Source organism: Actinoplanes auranticolor, assembly GCF_018332655.1.
Lineage (GTDB): Bacteria > Actinomycetota > Actinomycetes > Mycobacteriales > Micromonosporaceae > Actinoplanes > Actinoplanes auranticolor.
Map to the genome: position 1 here is coordinate 1 of NZ_BOQL01000038.1, position 18,758 is coordinate 18,758.

Genomic DNA, 18,758 nt, shown 5'->3' on the forward strand with positions numbered 1-18,758 from the left:
GTTTCCGGACGGGCACTCAGAGTTTCTGCACCCTGGCGCCCCGACCGGCACTCGCTGTGGTCGCCGTTCATCACGATCGCCGACCGGAGCGGCTATCCGGTTGTGCGGCGGCGGTTGCGCCAGGCCTCTTGCTTCGCGCGGTTGCCGCACAGCTTCATGGAGCACCACTTGCCGGTACCGGCGCGTGAACTGTCGTAGAACGCCCACCGGCAAGCGTCGCCGGCACACACCTTGAGTCTCGGCCAAGTGCCGGCAGTCATCGACTCGACGACGCGCAGAACCAGCTCGCCCAACGCGCCGTCGACGCCGTCCGCTTGGGCCGTCAGGCGCCATTCGCGACCCGAGGTGAACGACAGCGAGATGCCGGCCCGCTTCGCGACGTCGTCCAGGACTGCCACCGTGGCAGGAGGCAGGGCGGCCTTGTTGTGGTTGGCCGAGGCAGCCGTACGTAATGCCTCCCGTAGCTCACGGGCTCGGCGAAGTTCGTCGTCGCTGACTGGTCGGTCCGGCCGCAGGCCGGCCGCGTTCAGCCAGCCCCGCAACCCGGCAGCGTCCTGGAGGGCGTCCGTGCCGGCTTCCATGTCGAGAGTGTTGACGAATCGGCGGATCGGCTCCAGCCGATCCGGGGCCGTCATTGAGAGGCCGGTTGACATGCCTTCATAGTAACCGGCTTGTGCCCTCAATCGGTTAGCAATAACCTGACTGGCCATGAAGCCGGTTACGGAGGAAGTGACAGACGCCCATGAACGCCCGGCCCCCGCCTGGTCCAGCCGGAACTTCCGGCGGCTCTGGCGCGGGTCTGCCGCCTCAACGCTCGGCAACGAGGTCGCCGAGATCGCACTGCCGCTGTTCGCCCTGGTGACGCTCTCCGCCTCCGCCGCGCAGGCGAGCACCTTACGAATCGCCCAGTTCCTGCCGTTCCTGTTGGCCACCGTGCCGGCCGGCCTGCTCGTGGACCGGTTCCGGCACAGCCGCCTACGCCTGATGATCGGCGCAGACCTGGGGCGCGCGTTGCTCGTAGCGCTTCTTCCCGTCGCCGCGTGGACCGGGACGGCCGGCATGCCGACCCTCTACGTCGTGGTCTTCGCCGCCGCCGTGCTGACCGTCATCTACCAGATCGCCGACTTCGCACTCCTGCCGAAGATCGTCTCCGAGGATCAGATCGTCGACGCCAACGGCAAACTCGCCGCGACGCAGTCCGCAGCCGAGATCGGCGGCCGCGGTATCGGTGCCCTGCTCGTCCAAGCCCTGTCCGCGCCCGTCGCACTACTGCTCAACGCCGGCGGCTACCTCCTGTCGGCGATCTCCCTGAGCCGGATCCGCCTCAACGCTCACACCGCCCAACCGGCCGACGATCAGCCGGCCGACGATCAGCCGGCCGTTCGCGTTTCGGCACGCCGCGAGCTGCTCCGCGGCATCGGCTTCACCGTCCGCCAACGCTTCGTCCGACCGCTGCTCGGCGAGGCCGCCACGTTCAACCTCTTCAACGAGATCCTGCTGCTCGGCCTGATGCTGTACGCCGTCCGCGAAGTCCACCTGAGTCCCGTGGCCATCGGCGCGGTGTTCACCGCCGGCGGCATCGGTTCATTCGCCGGCGCCTGGTTCGGTGCCCGATTCACCGCTCGCTTCGGGTACGGCCGAGTACTGCTCGTCACCCTGGCCCTCGGCAACGGCGCACCCCTGGGCGTGCTGCTCGCCGACCAGACGGGTTCAGAATCCGGGCTTCTCGCGCTACTGTGCTCGATCTTCGTCGTCATGGGCATCGGCATCGGCATCGCCAACGTCCACGCCGTCAGCCTGCGCCAGGCGGCCACACCCGAAGCCCTGCGCGGCCAGGTCAACGCCGCCTACCGTCTGGTGTCCTGGGGTGCCATACCGGTAGGGGCCGCCATCGGAGGCGTCATCGCGACACAGGCCGACCCGTTCACAGCAATGGTGACCGGCGCGATCGGCGTGTCCGTGTCCACTCTGTGGGTAGCTCTGTCGGCGGTCCCTGCACTCAGGAGCATCCACGACGCGGCCCGGCCGTGACACGCCCCAACACGGGCGGTGCACTGTCACAGCTGGAGGGCGGCCATCCCGGGCGCTCGGTCGCCCGGGGCGAACTCCCGTGCCGCGGCGGCCTCCGGGCGCACAGTGCACTTCCAGTCCGTCGAGGTGGCCTCGGAGCCGGTCCTATGACGCGCGGCCTGCCAGCGTTGCAGCATCGAATGCCGACCTCCAGGCCCCGTAGGCAGCCGTCCGGGCACGGACAGGCCGCCTACGACTCGCGGTCGCGCGCATTGTCGGCGGCAGAACAATGCGAGTTGGGTGAGGTGAGCTGCACCCGGCCGGAGCTGGAAAATTGCGTGTGTCGCCGCTCTGCGCCCATTAGCCTCCCGGCTCATGGAGAGCACCACCTTTCGCACTGAACGCCTTCAGCTTCGCCCGGTGCGTGACGAGGACGTCGACCGGATCCTGCAGTACCGCAATCTGCCCGAAGTCACTCGTTGGCTCCTGCGCACGGAGGTCGACCCTGCGTCCTTCCGGGCGGCGTGGCGGCGCGCGGCGGAAGACCCCGACGACCACAGCAAGGCGGTGGTGCTCGGCGGTGTGGTCATCGGAACCGTCTCGCTTGATGTGGTCGACGGTATGGGTCAGCCCGGCATGCCAGCGCGGACGGAGGCCGAACTCGGCTACATCTTCGATCCGGCCTACAACGGCCATGGCTACGCCACCGAGGCGGTGACGGCGATGGTGGCGTACGCGTTCGACCGGTTGGGCCTGCGGCGGATCACTGCCGGCTGCTTCGCCGACAACCTTGCCTCGGTGAAGATCCTTGAGAAGGTCGGCATGCGTCGTGAGCAGCACGGCGTCGGCGTCTCCTGGCACGCCGAGTTAGGCTGGCTCGACGGCTACACATACGCCCTGCTCGCCGAGACGTGGGTGCGTCGGCATCGGCGCTCACCCCTTACGCCGCATCCGGCGCCGAGTTGATCCGTCACGTCCGGAGGGCGATGATGCACGCGACCTGCATACCCGGCCGGCCGACTGGCTCGAAGACCGTGGTCATCACCACATGGAAACCGGCCTCAGCCAGCATTTCGTTCACCGCATCGGGTCGTCGGCGATACAGAGTGAGATCGATGTCGGCGCCCCACTGCTCAGTGAGGTGCTTCGACCCGTCACCCATCTGAAAGGCCAGCAGGACCGGTGCCTCAGGAACCAGCACCCGGTGAAACTCCCGGAGCACTTGCGGGAGTTCCAGGTCCGGCACATGGATGATCGACAGCCACGCGAGAACGCCCGACAGGCTGCGGTCGGCCTGCGTCAGCTCGTCCATCGAGCCGACCTCGAACGGGAGCTCGGGAAAGTTCGACTTGGCCTGCTCGACCATCTTGGGCGAAAGATCGATGCCGAAGACGTCGAGGCCCAGAGAGTGCAGGAAGGCGGTCAGCTGTCCGGGTCCGGACCCCACATCCGCGACCCGTCCGCCGACGGCCAGCTTGGCGAAGATGGCCAGAAGTCCTTGCTGCACCGGCTGCTTCGACAGGTCCTCAAGGACAAGAGCGGAGTAGTTGGACGCCGCGCTGTCGTACGACGATCCGATGGCAGCCAGTTGATCAAGCCTACTCATGCCACCAGTATGCGGTCGACGACAACCATGCTCGGGCTCCGGCCTGGGCACTCGGTCCACTTCACTGAGCCCCCGTGACCGCGATGCCGGCCGACAGGACGATCCTTCGCTCGTCCGCGTTCATGTCGAACCCGCTGCAATCAGCTGGGCCGATCGCCCGGGGCTGGTATCCGCAGACAACCGGACGTGGCGCCATCCCCTGGACGGACACCGAGGACATCGCCCGGGTCACCGCGACGGTCCTGCAGGCAGACGCACACACCGAGCGGATCACCGGCCGCTCGGCCACCACACTGCCCTCATGGATTGACGCCAACCGCGACCGCTTCACCGCCGTAGTTCGATGATGGTGTCGTTGGCCCAGAACCCACGTCCGCGATAGGTGGTGTATGAGTCGTCATCGCGCGGCTGTTTCCCTTCACGCCGGCTCACAGTCGCGTGTGCGGCCCACCCCGTGGGACCTCCCCGAGAACATCAGGGCCGGAGAAGGCGCTACGCGCGCCAGGTGGACCGCTTTGTTCTCCGCCTGGCAGGCGTCGGCTCGGCGCGGTCCCCATCGAAGTATCAGGTCTTCGAGGCCGCGCACGTGGTGGGGGCCACCGTGGACCACATCCACGCGCGCGGCGAGCACCCGTTCCTGCAGGTCGCAACCACCAACCACGGCGCGATCCGGCTCTGCGAGCGCCTCGGCTACCGGGAGGCCGTGAGCGCCGGGCGGCAGGACGACAGAGTGCGGTGCGAGCGGGGCCCCTATCCTGGGGCCGTGCACGGACCTTCCGGCCCTCTCCGCTCACCGCCGGCCGCCGCTGAACCATCCGTCACCGAGGGCGACGGCCCCGGCGCACGGTGGTGGCGCGAAGCGGCGGTCACGGCGACGACATTCGCGGTCTACGTGCTCGGCGGCGTGGTGCAGACCGACGGCAGCCTCTCCCCGCCGGTTGCCGCCGTGTACCTCATGGCCGCGGCGTCCTGCGGTGTGCTGTCGGCGCGGCGCCGGGCGCCCCTGACGGTCCTGCTGGCCACGGTCGCGTTCGGCGTGCTGGTCCAGCCCTTCGGACTTCCGCTGAACCCGCTCGTCGCGGCTCCCGTCGCCGTGGCGGCCTACCACTACGCGCTGGCCACGAGCGCCGAGGCCCGTGCGGCGGGCGCGGCGCTGCTCGCCTCGGCGGCGCTCCTGGTCGCCTCCAGCCCGTCGTGGGACGACCTCTCCTGGCAGGATGCCGGGCGGATCGGCGCGGTGGCGGCGGTCCCGCTGGTGGCCGGCGTGCTCGGCAGCTCGGTGCGCAACCGTCGGGCCTATCTGGCGGCCATGGAGGAACGGGCCCGGCGGGCCGAGGACAGCCGGGACCGCGAGGCCCGCCGCCGGGTGGCCGAGGAGCGGATCCGCATCGCCCGCGAGCTGCACGACCTCGTGGCCCACCAGATCACGCTGGCCAACGCGCAGGCCACGGTCGCCGCCCACCTGTTCGACGCCCGGCCGGAGCAGACCCGGGCCGGCCTGCACCAGGTCGTCGAGACCACCCGCCAGGCACTCGACGACCTCCGGGCGACGGTCGGGCTCCTGCGGCAGTCCGGGGACCCGGCCGCGCCGGCCGAACCGGCGCCCGGCCTGGCCCAGCTTCCCGCGCTCCTCGAGTCCTTCCGCCGCGCGGGCCTGCGGGTGTCGGTGCACCGGGACGGCACGGCCCGGGCCCTGGCGCCCGGTGTGGACCTCAGCGCCTATCGCATCGTTCAGGAGGCCCTGACCAACGTGACCAAGCACGCCGGTACCGCCAGCGCGGACGTCCGCCTCACCTGGCATCAGGACCACGTGACCATCACCATCGCCGACGACGGAGGGAGGACACGTACCGCGCCGGACCGTCCGCCCGGCTACGGGCTGATCGGGATGCGGGAACGCGCCGCCGCGGTCGGTGGAAGCCTCACCGCGGGCCGGAGCCCGGAGGGTGGCTTCCGCGTGGACGCCCATCTCCCGCTCCAGCCCGGCGGCGTACCGGGCGACGGAGCGGACGGGGGTACGCGGTGACGCTCCGGGTGGTGCTCGCCGACGACCAGGCGCTGCTGCGCGACGCGTTCCGGTTGCTGCTCGACAGCGCGGACGACATCACGGTGGTCGGTGAGGCCGCCGACGGCCGGGAGGCGGTGCGGCTGACCCGCGAGCTGCGCCCCGACGTGGTGGTCATGGACATCCGGATGCCCGGCGTGGACGGCCTCACCGCCACGTCGGAGATCTGCGCGGACCCGGACCTGCGCGCGACCCGCATCCTCATCCTCACCACGTACGAGACCGAGGAGTACGTCGCTCAGGCACTGCGCGCGGGAGCCGGCGGCTTCATCGGCAAGGGCATCGGGGCCGGCGAGCTGCTGCACGCGGTACGGACGATCGCCGCCGGGGACACCCTCCTGTCCCCCGCCGCGACGAGGTCCCTGGTCGCCCGTTTCCTGGCCACCCCGGACGAGGCCCCGCAGCGGCACAGCGAACAGCTCGGACTGCTCACCGCTCGGGAACGGGAGATGGTGGCGCTGGTGGCGACCGGACTGTCCAATCAGGAGATCGCCGAGCGGATGTTCCTGAGCCCGTTCACCGTCCGGGCCCACGTGCAGCGCGCCATGACGAAGCTGGAGGCCCGCGACCGGGCCCAGCTGGTCGTCATCGCGTACCGGACCGGTCTGGCGCACACCACGCCGGACGGCCCACAGTGATCGTGGTGCCGGGCCGCCGCATCTCACGGCATCTCGGGCAGGGCGAGGGCCGAGTGAGCCGGCCGGACCGGCGCCGCGGGCAGGGCGGCGAGCGCACGCAGCGCGGCGTTGCGTTGCTCGAGAGCCTGGGCGGTGATGGGGAAGAGCGCGGCTCCCCCGTTGTCCACCAGCGACTGGTTGGCGGCCACGAACGGGCGCAGGGCGCGTTCGCAGGCGGCGTAGGCGGCGGTGTGGTCGTCGTGCGTGGCCAGGGCGTGGGCGAGCATGTACGCGCCGACGAGCGCGAGGCTCGAGCCCTGCCCGGTGAGGAACGACGGCGCGTACGCGGCGTCGCCGACGAGCGCGACGCGGTCGCTGGACCAGTGCGGCATGCGGATCTGACCGGCCGTGTCGAAGAACAGGTCCTCGGCGTCGCGCATGGCCTCGATGATCCCGGGCACCTCCCACCCCGCACCGGCGTACACCGAGGCGATCAGCTCCCGCTGGGCGGCCGGGTCCCGCAGCGCCCGCGTCGGCGGTTCGGGCTGGTGGAAGTGCAGGAACGCGTGCAGCTCGGGGCTGTCGCCGACGGCGTACAGTCCCGCGGCTCTGCCCGGGGTGTTCCACACCAGGAACTCGTGGGAGAGCCCACGGGTGTTCGGCATGGTGAAGATGGCGATGCCGTAGCCGAGGTGGCGGTGGAACTGTTCCTCGGGACCGAACAGGGACCGCCGGGTTTGTGAGTGCATGCCGTCGGCGCCGACGACAAGGTCGAACGTACGCTGCCGCCCGTCGCGGAAAGTCACGTCGACCCCCTGCCTGGTCTGGTCGAGGGTCGCGACGGAGTTGCCGAACAGGAACTCCACGTCGTCGCGGACCAGCCCGTGGAGGCTCGCGGTCAGATCGCCCCGACGCACCTCGAGGTCCTGCCCCTCGACGCTTCCGGCGACGGCATGCGGGGCCAGCGAGGTCACTTCGCTACCGTCGGCGTCCAGAAAGGTGCACAGCCGCATGTCGACGTGCGCCGCGCGTAGCCGCGGCAGGATGCCCATCCGTCGCACGACCTCGATCGCTGTGCCGCGGACGTCGATCGGGTAGCCACCGGCACGCGGCGCGCCGGCCTTCTCCACGACGGTGACCGCGAATCCGGACCGGTGCAGCCAGTACGCCAGCGCGGGCCCGGCGATGCTGGCTCCCACGATGAGAACCGTGCGCTTCGGTTCGCCCGTCATGCCGTGACTCTCTTCCGGGTGGCGCGGACGGCGACAAGGGACAGGGCGCTGGCGAGGCCGGCGACAACGAACCCCGTCGCAAAGGCGGCCTCGCTCGGCGCACCGGACGCCGGGCCGGTCCCCGCGGCGAGGATCGTGCCGCCCACCTGGGCGCCCACGATGGTGCCGAAGAGGCGGGTCACCACGAGCAGGCTGGTGGTGATGCCGGTGTCCCGGGTGGCGACGGCGGAGGCGGTGCTGGCGAGCAGCGCCGTGGTGCCGGCGCCCGCGGCGAACGCGGTCAACACCTTCGCGACGGCCAGCTGCCAAGCGGCGTCGTGCAGGACCGCCAGGGCGACCATGGTGACCGCCGTGACGCCGATACCCGCGACGACCACGGCACGCGGGCCGAAGCGCCGCGCCGCGATGCCGCCGACCGAGTCGCTCACCGCTCCCGCGATGGCGCCGGGCAGTAGGAGCAGTCCGATGTCGGTGGTGCTGAGCCCGAAGCCGTACCCGTCGGCGGACACCGCGAACATCTGCGGGAGCAGGATGACCACCATCCCGAAGGCGATCGACATGAGGAAGGTGAGCACGATCGAGGAGCGCATCGCCGGCCTGGCCAGCATTCGCAGATCGACCATCGGCGTGGCCGCGCGGCGCTCGACGATCACCCACCCGGCGGCGAGGGCGGCCACCACCAGCACGATGGCACCGACCGCCAGCGGCGGCAGGCCACCGCCGGGCACCGCCACCAGAGCCAGCATGAGCGCGAGCAACGTGGCGCTCAGCAGGGCGACGCCGGGCCAGTCGACCGGGTCGCCGGACGGCGCCGGCGGGTCGGGCGGCATCAAGCGGGCCACAGCCATAGTCGCCGCGACGATCACGATGGTCGGCAGCACGAAGATCCACTGCCAGGACAGCCCGTGCGCGATGGGCCCGGCGACCGACATCCCGATAATGCCACCACCGGTGAACAGGGCGAGGACGACCCCGATGGCGGCCTGGGACTCGCCGGCCGTGAGATGCCGGCGTACCAGGATGAACGAGAGCGGCAGCGCACCCACCATGACGCCCTGCAGGACCTGGCCGAGCAGCAGCACCGGCAGGTTCGGCGCCAGGCCGGCCAGCAGGCCACCGGCCGAGACCGCCGCCATCAGCCAGAGCAGCACCCGCTTGCCGCCGTAGCGGTCGCCGAGCTTCCCGGCGACCGGGGCGAGCACCGCGCCGGTGATGAGCAGCGCGTTGGCGACCAGCGCCCCCTCGGCCGGGCCCACCCCCAACTCCCGTTGCAGCAGCGGGAGCGCGGGCTCCACCACCGACTGCAGGGTGCCGAGGGCGAGTGCCAGGATGCCGAGGGCACCGATGGACCGCCTTCCTGGACGGACCGGCGCGACCGTACGCGCCGGCGAAACCGCAGCTGTGGACACGGAAGTTCCTCTCGTGGGTGACCTGGGAAGTGCCTCCCACACTTCCGTCCGGTGGCCCGCTGGGCGTCGTCCCGCGCGACCGTTCCGGCCTGGTGCATCCGGACGAGTCGCCCGCGTGTCCTAGTGCGTGCGCACCAGAAGAGCGGCGTGGCTCGCTTCGAGCCGGGTCGTGCCCGGACTCGGTGACGGCGCTGTTGGCCTCCTCCTCCCGGACCGACTGCGTCCACACCCGCGCGCAACGTAGCGGTCTTACGCGGCTCGGCCAGGCCCTTGACACGCCCCGGCCACCCCGTCGCCACACCTGCCACCCCTGGTCGGGCCGGCCATGGGACGGCAAGCCCTGGCCTCGCTCCGCGCCTTGGGCACGGCCTGCCTCAACGCCGAAGACCCGGCCACGGCCGCAGAACATTCTTCGATCAACACCCGGACGCCGAGATCATCACCAGCTTCGCGGGCCTCGGTCGACCCGTCGGCGCCCGGGTACTCGCCGAGAGCGGCGATGACCGATTCCGCTTCGCCGACACACGGGCGCTAAATCCTATGCCGGATCCGCCCCCATCCCCCGCGCCTCCGGCGAGGTACGGGGTCACGCGGCCAAACGCCGCTGGAGGATCTGGCAGGTGAAGGCCGCGAGGGCGCCGATGGCGCCGGCCGCCACTAGGGTGGCGATGCCGGGCAGCGGGTGCTCGGGTTCCGCGGCGAAGAACGCCACCGGGCCGACGAACCCGGCCAGCATGTTGTTGACGATCGGCGTGCTGCGCAACCCCACGACGACCAGCCCCAGCAGGAACACCCCCGATCGGCAGGGCCGCGCTCGGTATCCGCAACCATCGGATCGCAAGCGCTGTAGGCGGCCGCTACCTGGGCGTCGCCTGCGAGGTCGTCGGCGGCCGGCCGCGTCGTGGTCAATGCGAGAGCAGACCCCGGTTGCCCAGTACGTGCGAGACCGCGTCCGAAAGACGTTGTTCGACGTCACCACCGACGGCCTGGAACTGGCTCATGATGTCGGCGCTGACGCGTTCCGGGTTGCCGGCGTCGAAAGGCGGAGCTGGATCGTACTCCATACCCAGTTGGGCGAGCTTCGCGACGTCTTCACCGAGGGTTCGAGCCAACAACGTCAGGCCGAAATCCATGCCCGCGGTCAGGCCGCCCCCGGTTACCCTGTTGCGATCGATGCAGACCCGTTCGGTGGAAACTTCGATGCCGAGGCGAGCCAACTCGCCCCGCGTGGCCCAGTGTGTCGCTGCACGATATCCGTCCAGCAGGCCCGCGGCGGCGAGGACGATGGCTCCCATGCACACGGACGCCACGTACTGCGCTTTCGCTCCACGGTCCGCGAGAAAGTCCAACTTTCTCCGGTCGCGCAGCAGATCGCTGACGTCGCCGCCGGGGACGAGCAGGATGTCGAAGACCTCTGGGCTGTCGTCGAGAGTCGCATTAGGGATGATCGCAACCCCGGTGTCCGACATGACGGGATCCAGCGTCTCATGGATGAGGTGGACCTTCATTCCGGAAACCACGAAGAAGGTATGCGCGCCGACGAAGTCCAGAATCGTCACCTTGTCGAACAGGAGCATGCCCACGTGCAGTGTCGGGCCGTCGGTGGATCGTTGCAGAACTGGTTCCGCGTTCCCGGCCATTTCTCGTTTCCTCGCAGTCTTTCCAGAATGGTTCACAGGTCACTCCTGCGACCGTCGATCCAGCACCGCTGTCGCGGCGTCCAGTACCGGTTGGAAGACGGGCTTCGTCACGGTCGTGAAAAGGCTTGTCAGTGCGGCGCCGGCCTTCTCCGGTGAACCGGCGTCGAAGGGAGGTTGCGGGTCGTACTCCATGCCCAGTTGGACGAATTCGGCCGTTTCTCGTCCCAGGACTTCTCCTACGACTGTCAGCCCGAAGTCGATGCCCGCGGTGATGCCGCCTCCGGTGATCCGGTTGCGGTCCGTGCAGACCCGCTCGGTGGACACCTCGACGGGGAACCGTGCGAGGACGTCACGAGTTGCCCAGTGCGTTGCGGCGCGGTAGCCGTCCAGCAGGCCCGCCGCCGCCAGGATGAGCGCCCCACTGCACACCGACGTGACGTATCGCGCTGTCGAGGCCCGGTCGCACAAGAAGTCCCGCACCGTGACGCTACGCATGGCGTCGGCGACACCGCCGCCGGGCACGCACAGGATGTCGAGGTCCTGCGGACACCGATCAATCGTTACATCGGGCGAGAGGCGGATGCTGGTGTCCGTGGTGACCGGCAGAGATGTCTCGGAGACCAGTTGGATCTCCATGCCCGCGAGCGCGAACACCGTGTGTGGACCGATGACGTCGAGCAAGGTGACCCCGTCGAAGACGAGGAGGCCGGCTGCGATCTTCGGTCGGTCGGGCCCACCGGCCACCACCCTGAATGGTTCTTCGGACAAGGGACCTCCCCACGGAGAGCGCTCTGCATGAAGTCCGGTGCCGGCGATTCACCGGAGGGCATGGATCTCCACGAAAGCCGTACCGGTCGCCGTTGTCCGATCATCGCGGCGTCGTCCATCAACCGGCTACGGGCAACGTTGCCGCTCAGCGACAGTTTTTTGTCACTCCCGGCCGGGGCCCGATCCTCGTCGTGGCAAGGATGTCGCCGAAATTGGCATTCCAGCCGCTGGTGATCGTCTCGCCGGCTGGACAGAGTCTGTGCATGATCCCGATCCCAGCGTTGCTGTCGGAACCCTTCGCCGCCGAGACCCTTGCCTTCCTGCGTTCGGCGGTACCCGAGCCGGTGGCCAACCACTGCATCCGCTCGTATGTCTATGCCGAGCTTCTCGTCGACCGGTGGCGCATGCGAGAACACGAGGACTACCACCCTCTGGACGTGTTCTACGCAGTGACGCTGCACGACGTCGGACTGGGCCGCGAAGGGGCACGGCGATCCGACCGGTTCGAGGTCGCCGGCGCGGACCTCGCCGGCGAATTCCTGCAGCGCCGGGGAGTCGACCAGGCACAGATCGACCGGATCTGGGACGCCATCGCTCTGAATACCTCCACCGGCATAGCGCACCGCCGCAACCTGCTGTGCCGCGTCACCGCCGTCTCGTCGGGGGTCGACTTCGGCGCCGACTCGGACTTCGTCACCGACGACATGGCAACCGACCTGCACAGCCGCTACCCGCGTCTGCGCACCGCGTCGTCGATGAAGGCCGCAATCGTGGGGCAGGCGAAAGCCAACCCCGCCAAGGCGCCGCTGGCCTCTTTGGCTCTCTATCTCCTCACGACCGAGAACATGAGCCAGGACGAGAACATCGCAGCCCGGTGGGGAGACTGAAAGATGAGCGCCCGACCAAGATCCCCGTGTCGCGAACCAGCCGGGGCGCCTCGTTGCCATCGAGGTAGCTTTCCACCATGGCCGCACACCGCGTCACACTGCTCGCTCTCGATGGAGTTATGTCGTTCGAACTCGGCATGCCGATCACGATCTTCCGGTCACTCGATGACCTGTATGCGGTGTCGGTCGTGACACCGACGCAGGCAGGCGTCACCACCGACAGCGGTCTTGGGCTTACCGGCGCCGGCACGCTGACAGACTTGATGAAGGCAGACACGGTGATCGTCCCGGCGTACGCCTTCGAGCGGGGCCTGCCGCCGTCCGTGGCCGACGCGCTGCGTGACTGTCTCCAGCGATCGAAGCGTGTGGTGTCACTCTGCGTCGGCGCCTTCGCCCTTGCTCAATCGGGGATCCTCCGACAGCGAAGGGCGACGACGCACTGGATTCAGGCGGAGCGTCTCGCGCAGGAGCATCCGGATGTCGTCGTCGATCGAGACGTGCTCTTCGTTGATGAGGAAACCGTGCTCACCTCGGCCGGCACGTCGGCGGGCATCGACCTCTGCCTGCACCTGGTCAGAAAGGACTATGGAGCGACGGTCGCCAATCAGGCCGCACGCAACGCTGTGGCCGCCCCGCATCGTGACGGTGGCCAGGCACAGTTCATCAAGCGCCATCTCCCCGTTTCCCATGGCGCTTCACTGGCCGCTACCCGCGCCTGGGCGCTGGAGCGGCTCGCCGAACCGCTCGTTCTCCGTGAACTCGCGGCTCATGGGCACCTGTCCCAGCGCACGTTCATTCGTCACTTCATCGCGGAGACAGGGATGTCTCCGATGAGATGGTTGGCGTTGGCGCGGATCGACTACGCGAAACAGCTGCTCGAACAGACGGATGCCCCGATCGATGAGGTCGCCCGCAGGAGCGGTCTCGGCACCGCAGCCAACCTCCGCACGCGCTTCGGCCGGCGCTGCGGGTTGTCCCCTTCGGCTTACCGCAGCATGTACGCCCGCGACCATGGGTCTGCGGCGCCGTGAAGCCCAAGCCGATGCGCCGTCACCGGTCAGGACGATGATCTGCTCACCGGCGTGGATGGTGAGCAGGGCAGGCCGACCAGCTCGACGCCGCCGTCGCTGACACCTTGGCCGACCTCGTGGATCGGGGACCGGCCGGTCTACTGAGGCGCGGCCAGGCCCCGGGCCAGGATGTCGACGGCGAGGTCGCAGCCGCCGGACCGGTCGCCGAGGTGGGCGACCGTGGCAAGGAGGCCGTGCAGCAGCGCGATGACATGCTCCCGCTGGGCGTCGGCCCGGATGACCCCGTCGGCGTGGGCGCGCTCCAGCAGGTGGTCGATGCCGCGCTCGAAGCGGGTGAGCAACTCCTGCGAAGCCCTGTCGGCCGAGGCCGCTGACAGGTGGGCCACGAGCGCCGGGTCGCATCCGGCACGCGCGACCGATCCGAAGAAGTTCCGTACCGCCTGGGCCGTGTCCGGCGTCGCGCCGGCCTGGTCGACGAACTCGACGAGGTGGATCAGCCGGTCCACGGCGAGTGCGGTCAGCAGGTCCTCACGGGCCGGGAAGTGGCGATACAGGGTCGCCACGCCGACCTCCGCTCGGGCGGCCAGCGCATGCATCCCCGGCACGGAACCTTCCTCGGCGTACATGGCGTCGAGCGCGCGCAGGATCGCCGCGCGGCTGCGCGCCGCGTCACTGCGCATGGTCTTCGTGTCAGTGCCACCGCTACCCATAGCGCGAAGTCTAGCTGGACGATTCCGTCCGCTTCACGCTACGGTGGTCCATGAAACGGACGACTTCGTCCGCTTAACTGGAGGTGTCCGATGAACGATCACGAGCTCCTCGCCGGTTTCCGGAGCGGCAGACTGGATGTGTTCCCGCATGAGGACCACCTCCGGGTCGCCTACCTGTTGGTGCGCGAACACGGCGAGGCCCGGGGCGCCCAGGAGTTCATCCGCGGCCTCCGGCGGCTCGCGTACCGGTTCGGCGCGCTGCCGTTCATGCTGCACATGACGCGGACCAAGGCCTGGATCAAGCTGATCGCGGGCGAGATCGACGACCCGGAGCAGACCTCGGCGCAGTTCCTCGACACGCACCCGCACCTGCGCCGCAAGGATCTGCTCGACGACTACTACACCAGGAGCCGCCTGAACTCGCTGCGGGCCCGCATCACGTTCGTCGAGGGCAACCGCAAGCTCCTGCCGGCGTCGGCGACGAGCTCCTGACATGGCGGCGACCGCACCGGCGACGCAGGCGCCCCACCGCGCGGACGAGCCCGGCATGCAGCGGATGCCCCTGTCCACGCGGCAGGACGTGGAGGACGCCTTCACCTGGTCACCGACCTCCCTCGCCGCCGTCGCCGCCCGCGTCAGAGGCGAGCTCGTGGGCATGGTGGCCTCGACCTTCGAGACGGGCGTCTCGTTCGACCCGCCGCGCGCTCTGCTCTCCGTCCGGTCCGGATCGCGGACCTGGCGGTCCCTGCGTCACTCGCGCACGCTCGGCATCAGCCTGCTCTCCGAGCAGCAGGGCGGCCTCGTCCGGCAGCTGAGCTCGCGCACCGGCGACCGCTTCGCCGGCCTCGATCCGGTGGAGACGCCGGACGGCGCCGCCCTGCTGCCCGGCGCTGCGTTGTGGCTGGAGGCGCAGATCGACACCGAGATCGCCGTGGGCGACCACCAGCTGGTCCTCCTCGCCGTCGCGGACCTACGCAGCAGCTCCGAAGCACGGCCCCTCATCTATTGGCAGCGCGGTCTGGGCCGGATCGAGCCCGCGGCCGCCCCGCTGTTCCCGTGACCCAGAGAAGGTGAAATCTCCGTGATCGTCATCAACGGCACGCCGCACGAGATCGCCATCACCGACCCCCGGCGCTCGCTGCTCGACCACCTGCGCACCGACGCCGGCCTGCACGGCCCGAAGAAGGGATGCGACCAGGGCGGTTGCGGCGCCTGCACCGTGCTCCTGGACGGCCGGCGGGTGCTGGCCTGCCTCACCCTCGCGGCCCAGGCCGACGGCCGTACCGTCACCACCGTGGAGGGCGTCGGCCGGGACGGCGACCTGGACCCGCTGCAGGAGGCGTTCATCAACCACGACGGCTTCCAGTGCGGCTACTGCACGCCCGGCCAGGTCTGCTCGGCGATCGGCATGGCGGACGAGGTGGCGCGCGGGGTGCCGAGCCGGGTGTCGCCCGAGATCGGCGCCGCGTCGTTCGACCTGTCCCCCGACGAGATCCGGGAGCGGATGAGCGGCAACCTGTGCCGCTGCGGCGCCTACAACGGCATCGTCGCCGCGATCGAGGAGACCTACGTGGGCGGGCCACGATGAAGCCCTTCACATACCAACGGGCCGACGATGTGGCGTCGGCGGTGGCGGCGGCCGCGACGACGCCCGGCGCGGTGTACCTGGGCGGCGGCACCAATCTCGTCGACCTGATGCGGCAGAACATCGAACGCCCGGCGGCACTGGTGGACATCTCCCGGCTGCCGGCTCGCATCGAGATCGGCACGGACGGCCGGCTCCGGATCCCGGCGGCGGCCACCAACACCGACGTGGCCGCCGACCCGGTCGTCCGCCGTGACTTCCGGATCATCGCCGAGGCGATCGTCAACGGCGCTTCGGGCCAGATCCGCAACATGGCCACGGTCGGTGGCAACCTCATGCAGCGCACTCGTTGCCTCTACTTCTATGACGCCGGCGCCCACTGCAACAAGCGGGAGCCCGGCAGCGGCTGCGACGCCGTCGACGGCCACAACCGGATGCACGCCGTCCTCGGCGCATCCCCCCACTGCATGGCCACCCACCCGTCGGACCTCGCCGTGGCGCTGGCCGCGCTGGACGCCCGGGTCCACCTCGCCGGGCCGGCCGGACAGCGCACGGTCGAGTTGCGGGACCTGCACCGGCTGCCCGGCGACACCCCGCACGTCGAGCACACCCTGGAACCGGGCGAGCTCATCACGACGGTGAGCGTGCCCGCGCCGCCGGCCGAGGCGCGCTCGGCATACCGGAAGGTCCGGGAACGGGCCAGCTACGCCTTCGCGCTGGTCTCCGTCGCCGCGCTGCTGGAGGTCCGCGACGGCACGGTGGTGTCGGCGCGTCTGGCGCTGGGCGGCGTGGCGGCGAAACCGTGGCGGGCGGCCTCGGCGGAAGCCGTTCTGACCGGCGCCCCGGCGACCCGAGCGAGCTTCGAACGGGCGGCCGACGTGGCACTCGCCGACGCGCGACCACTGACGCACAACGGGTTCAAGATCCCCCTGATGCGGCGGGTCATCGTTTCCACCCTCGAGGAGCTGTCATGAACGCCGATCCAGTGGTGGGCCGGGCCGTACCGCGGCGGGACGGCCCCGCCAAGGTCAGCGGCGCGGCAGCGTTCACCGCCGAGGTGCCGGTCGAGGGAACGGCGCACGCCAAACTCGTCTGCAGCACAGTCGCCGCCGGCGAGATCACCGGCATCGACCTGACCGAGGCGCGGTCCGCTCCCGGCGTGGTGGCGATCATGACGCACCACAACGCGCCGGCGATGCGGATCGCCCCGCTGTTGATCACACTGCGGGGCGCCTCGTTCACCCGTGCGCCGGTCATGCAGGACGCGCGGATCCGATGGAACGGCCAGCCGGTCGCCATCGTCGTCGCCGAGACACCGGAGCAGGCCGACCACGCCGCCTCCCTGGTACGGGTCAGCTACGCCCTCGCCGAAGCACGGCTGGTCTTCGACGACCTCAAGGCCGGCGCGCCGCAGCCCGACCACGTCCAGGGCGAGGCACCCGCGGTGATGATCGGGGATGCGGAGGCGGCTCTACGGGCCGCTGACACGCGCGTCGACCAGGTCTACCGGACGCCATGGCACACGCACTGCGCCATCGAACCGCACGCCACCACCGTCGCCTGGCACGACGACCGCAGCCTGACGATGTGGGACGCCACCCAGGCGATCACCCACTCCCAGGCCACCCTCGCCGAAGTCTTCAGCCTCGATCTCGAGAACATCCGCGTCGTCTCCCAGTTCGTCGGGGGCGCCTTCGGTAACAAGATGATGTGGAGCCATCAGATCCTGTGTGCCGCGGCCGCGCGGCTGGCGCAACGCCCGGTCCGGCTGGTCCTGTCCCGCTCCGACGTCTTCCGGGTGACCGGCGGGCGGACCCGCACCGAGCAACGGGTCGCGCTGGGCGCCCGGGCGGACGGAACGCTCACGGCGCTGATCCACGAGGCGACGACCACGACCGGCATCAGCGATGGCTTCGCCGAGCAGTGCACATTCCCGGCCCGCGTCCTCTACGGCGCCGACACGTTCGGCATCGACCAGCGCGTCGTTGAGCTCCACACGCCCGCCAACTCGTCCATGCGGGCGCCCGGCGAGTCGGTGGGCTCGTTCGCCCTTGAGTGCGCGATCGACGAACTGGCCGAGCAGCTCGACGTCGACCCGCTCGACCTGCGTACCAGGTTCGAACCCGCGGCACACCCGACCACCGGCAAACCGTTCTCCGCACGGCACCTGCTCGAGGCGTACCGGCTGGGGGCCGAACGTTTCGGCTGGGCCGAGCGCAGCTCGGCACCACGCTCCCGGCGGGACGGGCCGTGGTGGATCGGCCAGGGCGTCGCTACCGCCACGTACCCCTACACCCGGATGCCCGGCGGCCGCGCATCCGTCACCGTCAGCGCGGACGGGCACGCGACCGTCCGCACCGCAGCGCACGAGATGGGCATGGGCACTGCCACCGTCCAGGCCCAGTACGCCGCCGACCACCTGGGCTTGCCGCTGGACCGAGTGCACTTCGAGTACGGCGACAGCCGCCACCCGGCCGCGGTGCCGGCGGGCGGATCCGCGCAGACGGTCAGCATCATCGCCTCGGTGGTGGCGGCGACCCGGGCGCTCACCGCGGAACTGCTGCGCCTCACGTCCTCGGACTCACCCCTGGCCGGTGCGGGCACGGACGACGTGGAACTGCGCGACGGCGGCATTTACCTGCGAGACGGCGGGGCGGGCCAGTCCTGGCCGGACATCCTGCGCCGGGCCGGCCGCGACGAGCTCACCGGCGAGGGCGCCGCTTCGCCGCCGACGGAGACGGCTCAGCACGCGATGCACTCCTTCGGGGTGCAGTTCTGCGAGGTACGGGTCCACGACGTCACCGGCGAGGTCCGGGTGTCGCGGTGGCTCGGCATGTTCGACACCGGCCGCATCATCAACCCGAGGACAGCCACCAGCCAGTTCCGCGGCGCGATCGTGATGGGCATCGGCTCGGCGCTGAGCGAGGAGACGATCTTCGACGAGCGGACCGGACGGGTCCTCAACGCCACGCTCGCCGAGTACCACGTGCCCGTGCACGCCGACATCCCGCCGATCGAGGTCGCCTGGCTCGGCCACCCGGACCCGCTGGCGCCGATGGCCGGTAAGGGCGTGGGGGAGGTAGGCATGGTCGGCGTGGCCGCGGCGGTCGCCAACGCCGTGTACAACGCCACCGGACGGCGCATCCGAGACCTGCCGATCACGCCCGACAAGGTGCTGGGACTGTGAGGGGGGTTCGC

21 protein-coding genes and 1 pseudogene are annotated in these 18,758 nt (G+C 70.2%); 13 read left to right on the plus strand and 9 right to left on the minus strand.

The features are described from left to right. Positions 1–92 precede the first annotated feature (92 nt). On the minus strand, positions 93–653 hold the full coding sequence (locus tag Aau02nite_RS23570; RefSeq protein ID WP_212990726.1) for a CGNR zinc finger domain-containing protein: 561 nt from the start codon (positions 651–653) through the stop codon (positions 93–95). 55 nt (positions 654–708) lie between these two features. On the opposite strand from Aau02nite_RS23570, the gene Aau02nite_RS23575 reads away from it, so the two are divergent. Continuing rightward, a complete protein-coding gene (locus tag Aau02nite_RS23575; RefSeq protein WP_212990727.1) occupies positions 709–2,031 on the plus strand; it encodes an MFS transporter in 1,323 nt (440 codons plus the stop codon). A 26-nt stretch (positions 2,032–2,057) separates the two neighbouring features. Here the strand turns inward: Aau02nite_RS23575 and Aau02nite_RS23580 are convergent, their stop codons facing one another. Continuing rightward, the gene (locus Aau02nite_RS23580) at positions 2,058–2,207 is read right to left on the minus strand and encodes a hypothetical protein (RefSeq protein ID WP_212990728.1); all 150 of its coding nucleotides are present in this window, start codon (positions 2,205–2,207) and stop codon (positions 2,058–2,060) included. Between the two features lie 178 nt (positions 2,208–2,385). On the opposite strand from Aau02nite_RS23580, the gene Aau02nite_RS23585 reads away from it, so the two are divergent. Beyond that, a complete protein-coding gene (locus Aau02nite_RS23585) occupies positions 2,386–2,976 on the plus strand; it encodes a GNAT family N-acetyltransferase (RefSeq protein ID WP_212990729.1) in 591 nt (196 codons plus the stop codon). Positions 2,977–2,980: 4 nt separating this feature from the next. On the opposite strand, the gene Aau02nite_RS23590 is transcribed toward Aau02nite_RS23585, so the two are convergent. Then, positions 2,981–3,616: a class I SAM-dependent DNA methyltransferase gene (locus Aau02nite_RS23590; protein WP_212990730.1), complete on the minus strand. Its 636-nt coding sequence runs from the start codon at positions 3,614–3,616 to the stop codon at positions 2,981–2,983. Between the two features lie 74 nt (positions 3,617–3,690). On the opposite strand from Aau02nite_RS23590, the gene Aau02nite_RS23595 reads away from it, so the two are divergent. From Aau02nite_RS23595 to Aau02nite_RS23605, 3 genes are all read left to right on the plus strand, one after another. Further along, positions 3,691–3,963, plus strand: a complete 273-nt coding sequence (locus tag Aau02nite_RS23595) for a Rossmann-fold NAD(P)-binding domain-containing protein (RefSeq protein WP_212990731.1) — start codon at positions 3,691–3,693, stop codon at positions 3,961–3,963. 158 nt (positions 3,964–4,121) lie between these two features. Beyond that, positions 4,122–5,642: a histidine kinase gene (locus Aau02nite_RS23600; RefSeq protein WP_212990732.1), complete on the plus strand. Its 1,521-nt coding sequence runs from the start codon at positions 4,122–4,124 to the stop codon at positions 5,640–5,642. Then, complete coding sequence (locus Aau02nite_RS23605) at positions 5,639–6,319, plus strand: response regulator transcription factor (protein ID WP_212990733.1); 681 nt, start codon at positions 5,639–5,641, stop codon at positions 6,317–6,319. Before Aau02nite_RS23600 ends, Aau02nite_RS23605 begins: the two co-directional genes overlap by 4 nt. Before the next feature lie 23 nt (positions 6,320–6,342). Here the strand turns inward: Aau02nite_RS23605 and Aau02nite_RS23610 are convergent, their stop codons facing one another. Together Aau02nite_RS23610 and Aau02nite_RS23615 are read right to left on the minus strand one after the other, a co-directional pair. Beyond that, positions 6,343–7,530: an FAD-dependent monooxygenase gene (locus Aau02nite_RS23610; protein WP_212990734.1), complete on the minus strand. Its 1,188-nt coding sequence runs from the start codon at positions 7,528–7,530 to the stop codon at positions 6,343–6,345. After that, entirely contained in the window at positions 7,527–8,939 is a 1,413-nt protein-coding gene (locus tag Aau02nite_RS23615; protein ID WP_246595384.1) for an MFS transporter, read from the minus strand. The genes Aau02nite_RS23610 and Aau02nite_RS23615 overlap by 4 nt, the downstream gene beginning before the upstream one ends. A gap of 307 nt (positions 8,940–9,246) precedes the next feature. On the opposite strand from Aau02nite_RS23615, the pseudogene Aau02nite_RS46630 reads away from it, so the two are divergent. Continuing rightward, a pseudogene (locus Aau02nite_RS46630) lies at positions 9,247–9,547 on the plus strand (transposase); the annotation flags it as partial. Here the strand turns inward: Aau02nite_RS46630 and Aau02nite_RS23620 are convergent. The 3 genes from Aau02nite_RS23620 to Aau02nite_RS23630 form a co-directional block, all read right to left on the minus strand. Then, the gene (locus Aau02nite_RS23620; RefSeq protein ID WP_212990736.1) at positions 9,526–9,732 is read right to left on the minus strand and encodes a hypothetical protein; all 207 of its coding nucleotides are present in this window, start codon (positions 9,730–9,732) and stop codon (positions 9,526–9,528) included. The pseudogene Aau02nite_RS46630 and the gene Aau02nite_RS23620 overlap by 22 nt on opposite strands. Before the next feature lie 112 nt (positions 9,733–9,844). Then, the gene (locus Aau02nite_RS23625; protein WP_212990737.1) at positions 9,845–10,516 is read right to left on the minus strand and encodes a DJ-1/PfpI family protein; all 672 of its coding nucleotides are present in this window, start codon (positions 10,514–10,516) and stop codon (positions 9,845–9,847) included. Between the two features lie 102 nt (positions 10,517–10,618). Then, positions 10,619–11,347 carry a DJ-1/PfpI family protein gene (locus Aau02nite_RS23630; RefSeq protein ID WP_212990738.1) on the minus strand — a complete coding sequence of 243 codons (729 nt, stop codon included), beginning with the start codon at positions 11,345–11,347 and terminating at the stop codon, positions 10,619–10,621. Between the two features lie 92 nt (positions 11,348–11,439). Here Aau02nite_RS23630 and Aau02nite_RS23635 point away from each other — a divergent pair, with 92 nt between their 5' ends. Both Aau02nite_RS23635 and Aau02nite_RS23640 read left to right on the plus strand, forming a co-directional pair. Next, positions 11,440–12,234, plus strand: a complete 795-nt coding sequence (locus Aau02nite_RS23635; RefSeq protein ID WP_212990739.1) for an HD domain-containing protein — start codon at positions 11,440–11,442, stop codon at positions 12,232–12,234. A 77-nt stretch (positions 12,235–12,311) separates the two neighbouring features. Next, complete coding sequence (locus Aau02nite_RS23640; protein ID WP_212990740.1) at positions 12,312–13,265, plus strand: GlxA family transcriptional regulator; 954 nt, start codon at positions 12,312–12,314, stop codon at positions 13,263–13,265. 137 nt (positions 13,266–13,402) lie between these two features. Here Aau02nite_RS23640 and Aau02nite_RS23645 read toward each other — a convergent pair whose 3' ends face one another. Next, positions 13,403–13,975, minus strand: coding sequence for a TetR/AcrR family transcriptional regulator (locus Aau02nite_RS23645; protein ID WP_212990741.1), 573 nt, complete (start codon positions 13,973–13,975; stop codon positions 13,403–13,405). Positions 13,976–14,065: 90 nt separating this feature from the next. On the opposite strand from Aau02nite_RS23645, the gene Aau02nite_RS23650 reads away from it, so the two are divergent. Genes Aau02nite_RS23650 through Aau02nite_RS23670 form a run of 5 tightly spaced genes read left to right on the plus strand, consistent with a single transcriptional unit; the run spans position 14,066 to position 18,747 of the window. Continuing rightward, the gene (locus Aau02nite_RS23650) at positions 14,066–14,467 is read left to right on the plus strand and encodes a hypothetical protein (RefSeq protein WP_212990742.1); all 402 of its coding nucleotides are present in this window, start codon (positions 14,066–14,068) and stop codon (positions 14,465–14,467) included. 1 nt (position 14,468) lies between these two features. Further along, positions 14,469–15,035: a flavin reductase family protein gene (locus Aau02nite_RS23655; protein ID WP_212990743.1), complete on the plus strand. Its 567-nt coding sequence runs from the start codon at positions 14,469–14,471 to the stop codon at positions 15,033–15,035. A gap of 21 nt (positions 15,036–15,056) precedes the next feature. Further along, positions 15,057–15,563 (plus strand): (2Fe-2S)-binding protein, encoded by a 507-nt coding sequence (locus tag Aau02nite_RS23660; protein WP_438841167.1) that lies wholly within the window; start codon positions 15,057–15,059, stop codon positions 15,561–15,563. Beyond that, positions 15,560–16,534, plus strand: coding sequence for an FAD binding domain-containing protein (locus tag Aau02nite_RS23665; protein ID WP_212990744.1), 975 nt, complete (start codon positions 15,560–15,562; stop codon positions 16,532–16,534). Before Aau02nite_RS23660 ends, Aau02nite_RS23665 begins: the two co-directional genes overlap by 4 nt. Further along, complete coding sequence (locus Aau02nite_RS23670; protein WP_212990745.1) at positions 16,531–18,747, plus strand: xanthine dehydrogenase family protein molybdopterin-binding subunit; 2,217 nt, start codon at positions 16,531–16,533, stop codon at positions 18,745–18,747. Before Aau02nite_RS23665 ends, Aau02nite_RS23670 begins: the two co-directional genes overlap by 4 nt. The last annotated feature ends 11 nt before the right edge of the window (positions 18,748–18,758 follow it).

Excerpts from the sequence above, each read along its gene's own strand:
- Aau02nite_RS23570 (WP_212990726.1), bottom strand. The coding sequence starts at position 653 with ATGTCAACCGGCCTCTCAATGACGGCCCCGGATCGGCTGGAGCCGATC.
- Aau02nite_RS23575 (WP_212990727.1), top strand. The coding sequence starts at position 709 with ATGAAGCCGGTTACGGAGGAAGTGACAGACGCCCATGAACGCCCGGCC.
- Aau02nite_RS23580 (WP_212990728.1), bottom strand. The coding sequence starts at position 2,207 with ATGCTGCAACGCTGGCAGGCCGCGCGTCATAGGACCGGCTCCGAGGCC.
- Aau02nite_RS23585 (WP_212990729.1), top strand. The coding sequence starts at position 2,386 with ATGGAGAGCACCACCTTTCGCACTGAACGCCTTCAGCTTCGCCCGGTG.
- Aau02nite_RS23590 (WP_212990730.1), bottom strand. The coding sequence starts at position 3,616 with ATGAGTAGGCTTGATCAACTGGCTGCCATCGGATCGTCGTACGACAGC.
- Aau02nite_RS23610 (WP_212990734.1), bottom strand. The coding sequence starts at position 7,530 with ATGACGGGCGAACCGAAGCGCACGGTTCTCATCGTGGGAGCCAGCATC.
- Aau02nite_RS23625 (WP_212990737.1), bottom strand. The coding sequence starts at position 10,516 with ATGCTCCTGTTCGACAAGGTGACGATTCTGGACTTCGTCGGCGCGCAT.
- Aau02nite_RS23640 (WP_212990740.1), top strand. The coding sequence starts at position 12,312 with ATGGCCGCACACCGCGTCACACTGCTCGCTCTCGATGGAGTTATGTCG.
- Aau02nite_RS23645 (WP_212990741.1), bottom strand. The coding sequence starts at position 13,975 with ATGGGTAGCGGTGGCACTGACACGAAGACCATGCGCAGTGACGCGGCG.
- Aau02nite_RS23650 (WP_212990742.1), top strand. The coding sequence starts at position 14,066 with ATGAACGATCACGAGCTCCTCGCCGGTTTCCGGAGCGGCAGACTGGAT.
- Aau02nite_RS23655 (WP_212990743.1), top strand. The coding sequence starts at position 14,469 with ATGGCGGCGACCGCACCGGCGACGCAGGCGCCCCACCGCGCGGACGAG.
- Aau02nite_RS23665 (WP_212990744.1), top strand. The coding sequence starts at position 15,560 with ATGAAGCCCTTCACATACCAACGGGCCGACGATGTGGCGTCGGCGGTG.
- Aau02nite_RS23670 (WP_212990745.1), top strand. The coding sequence starts at position 16,531 with ATGAACGCCGATCCAGTGGTGGGCCGGGCCGTACCGCGGCGGGACGGC.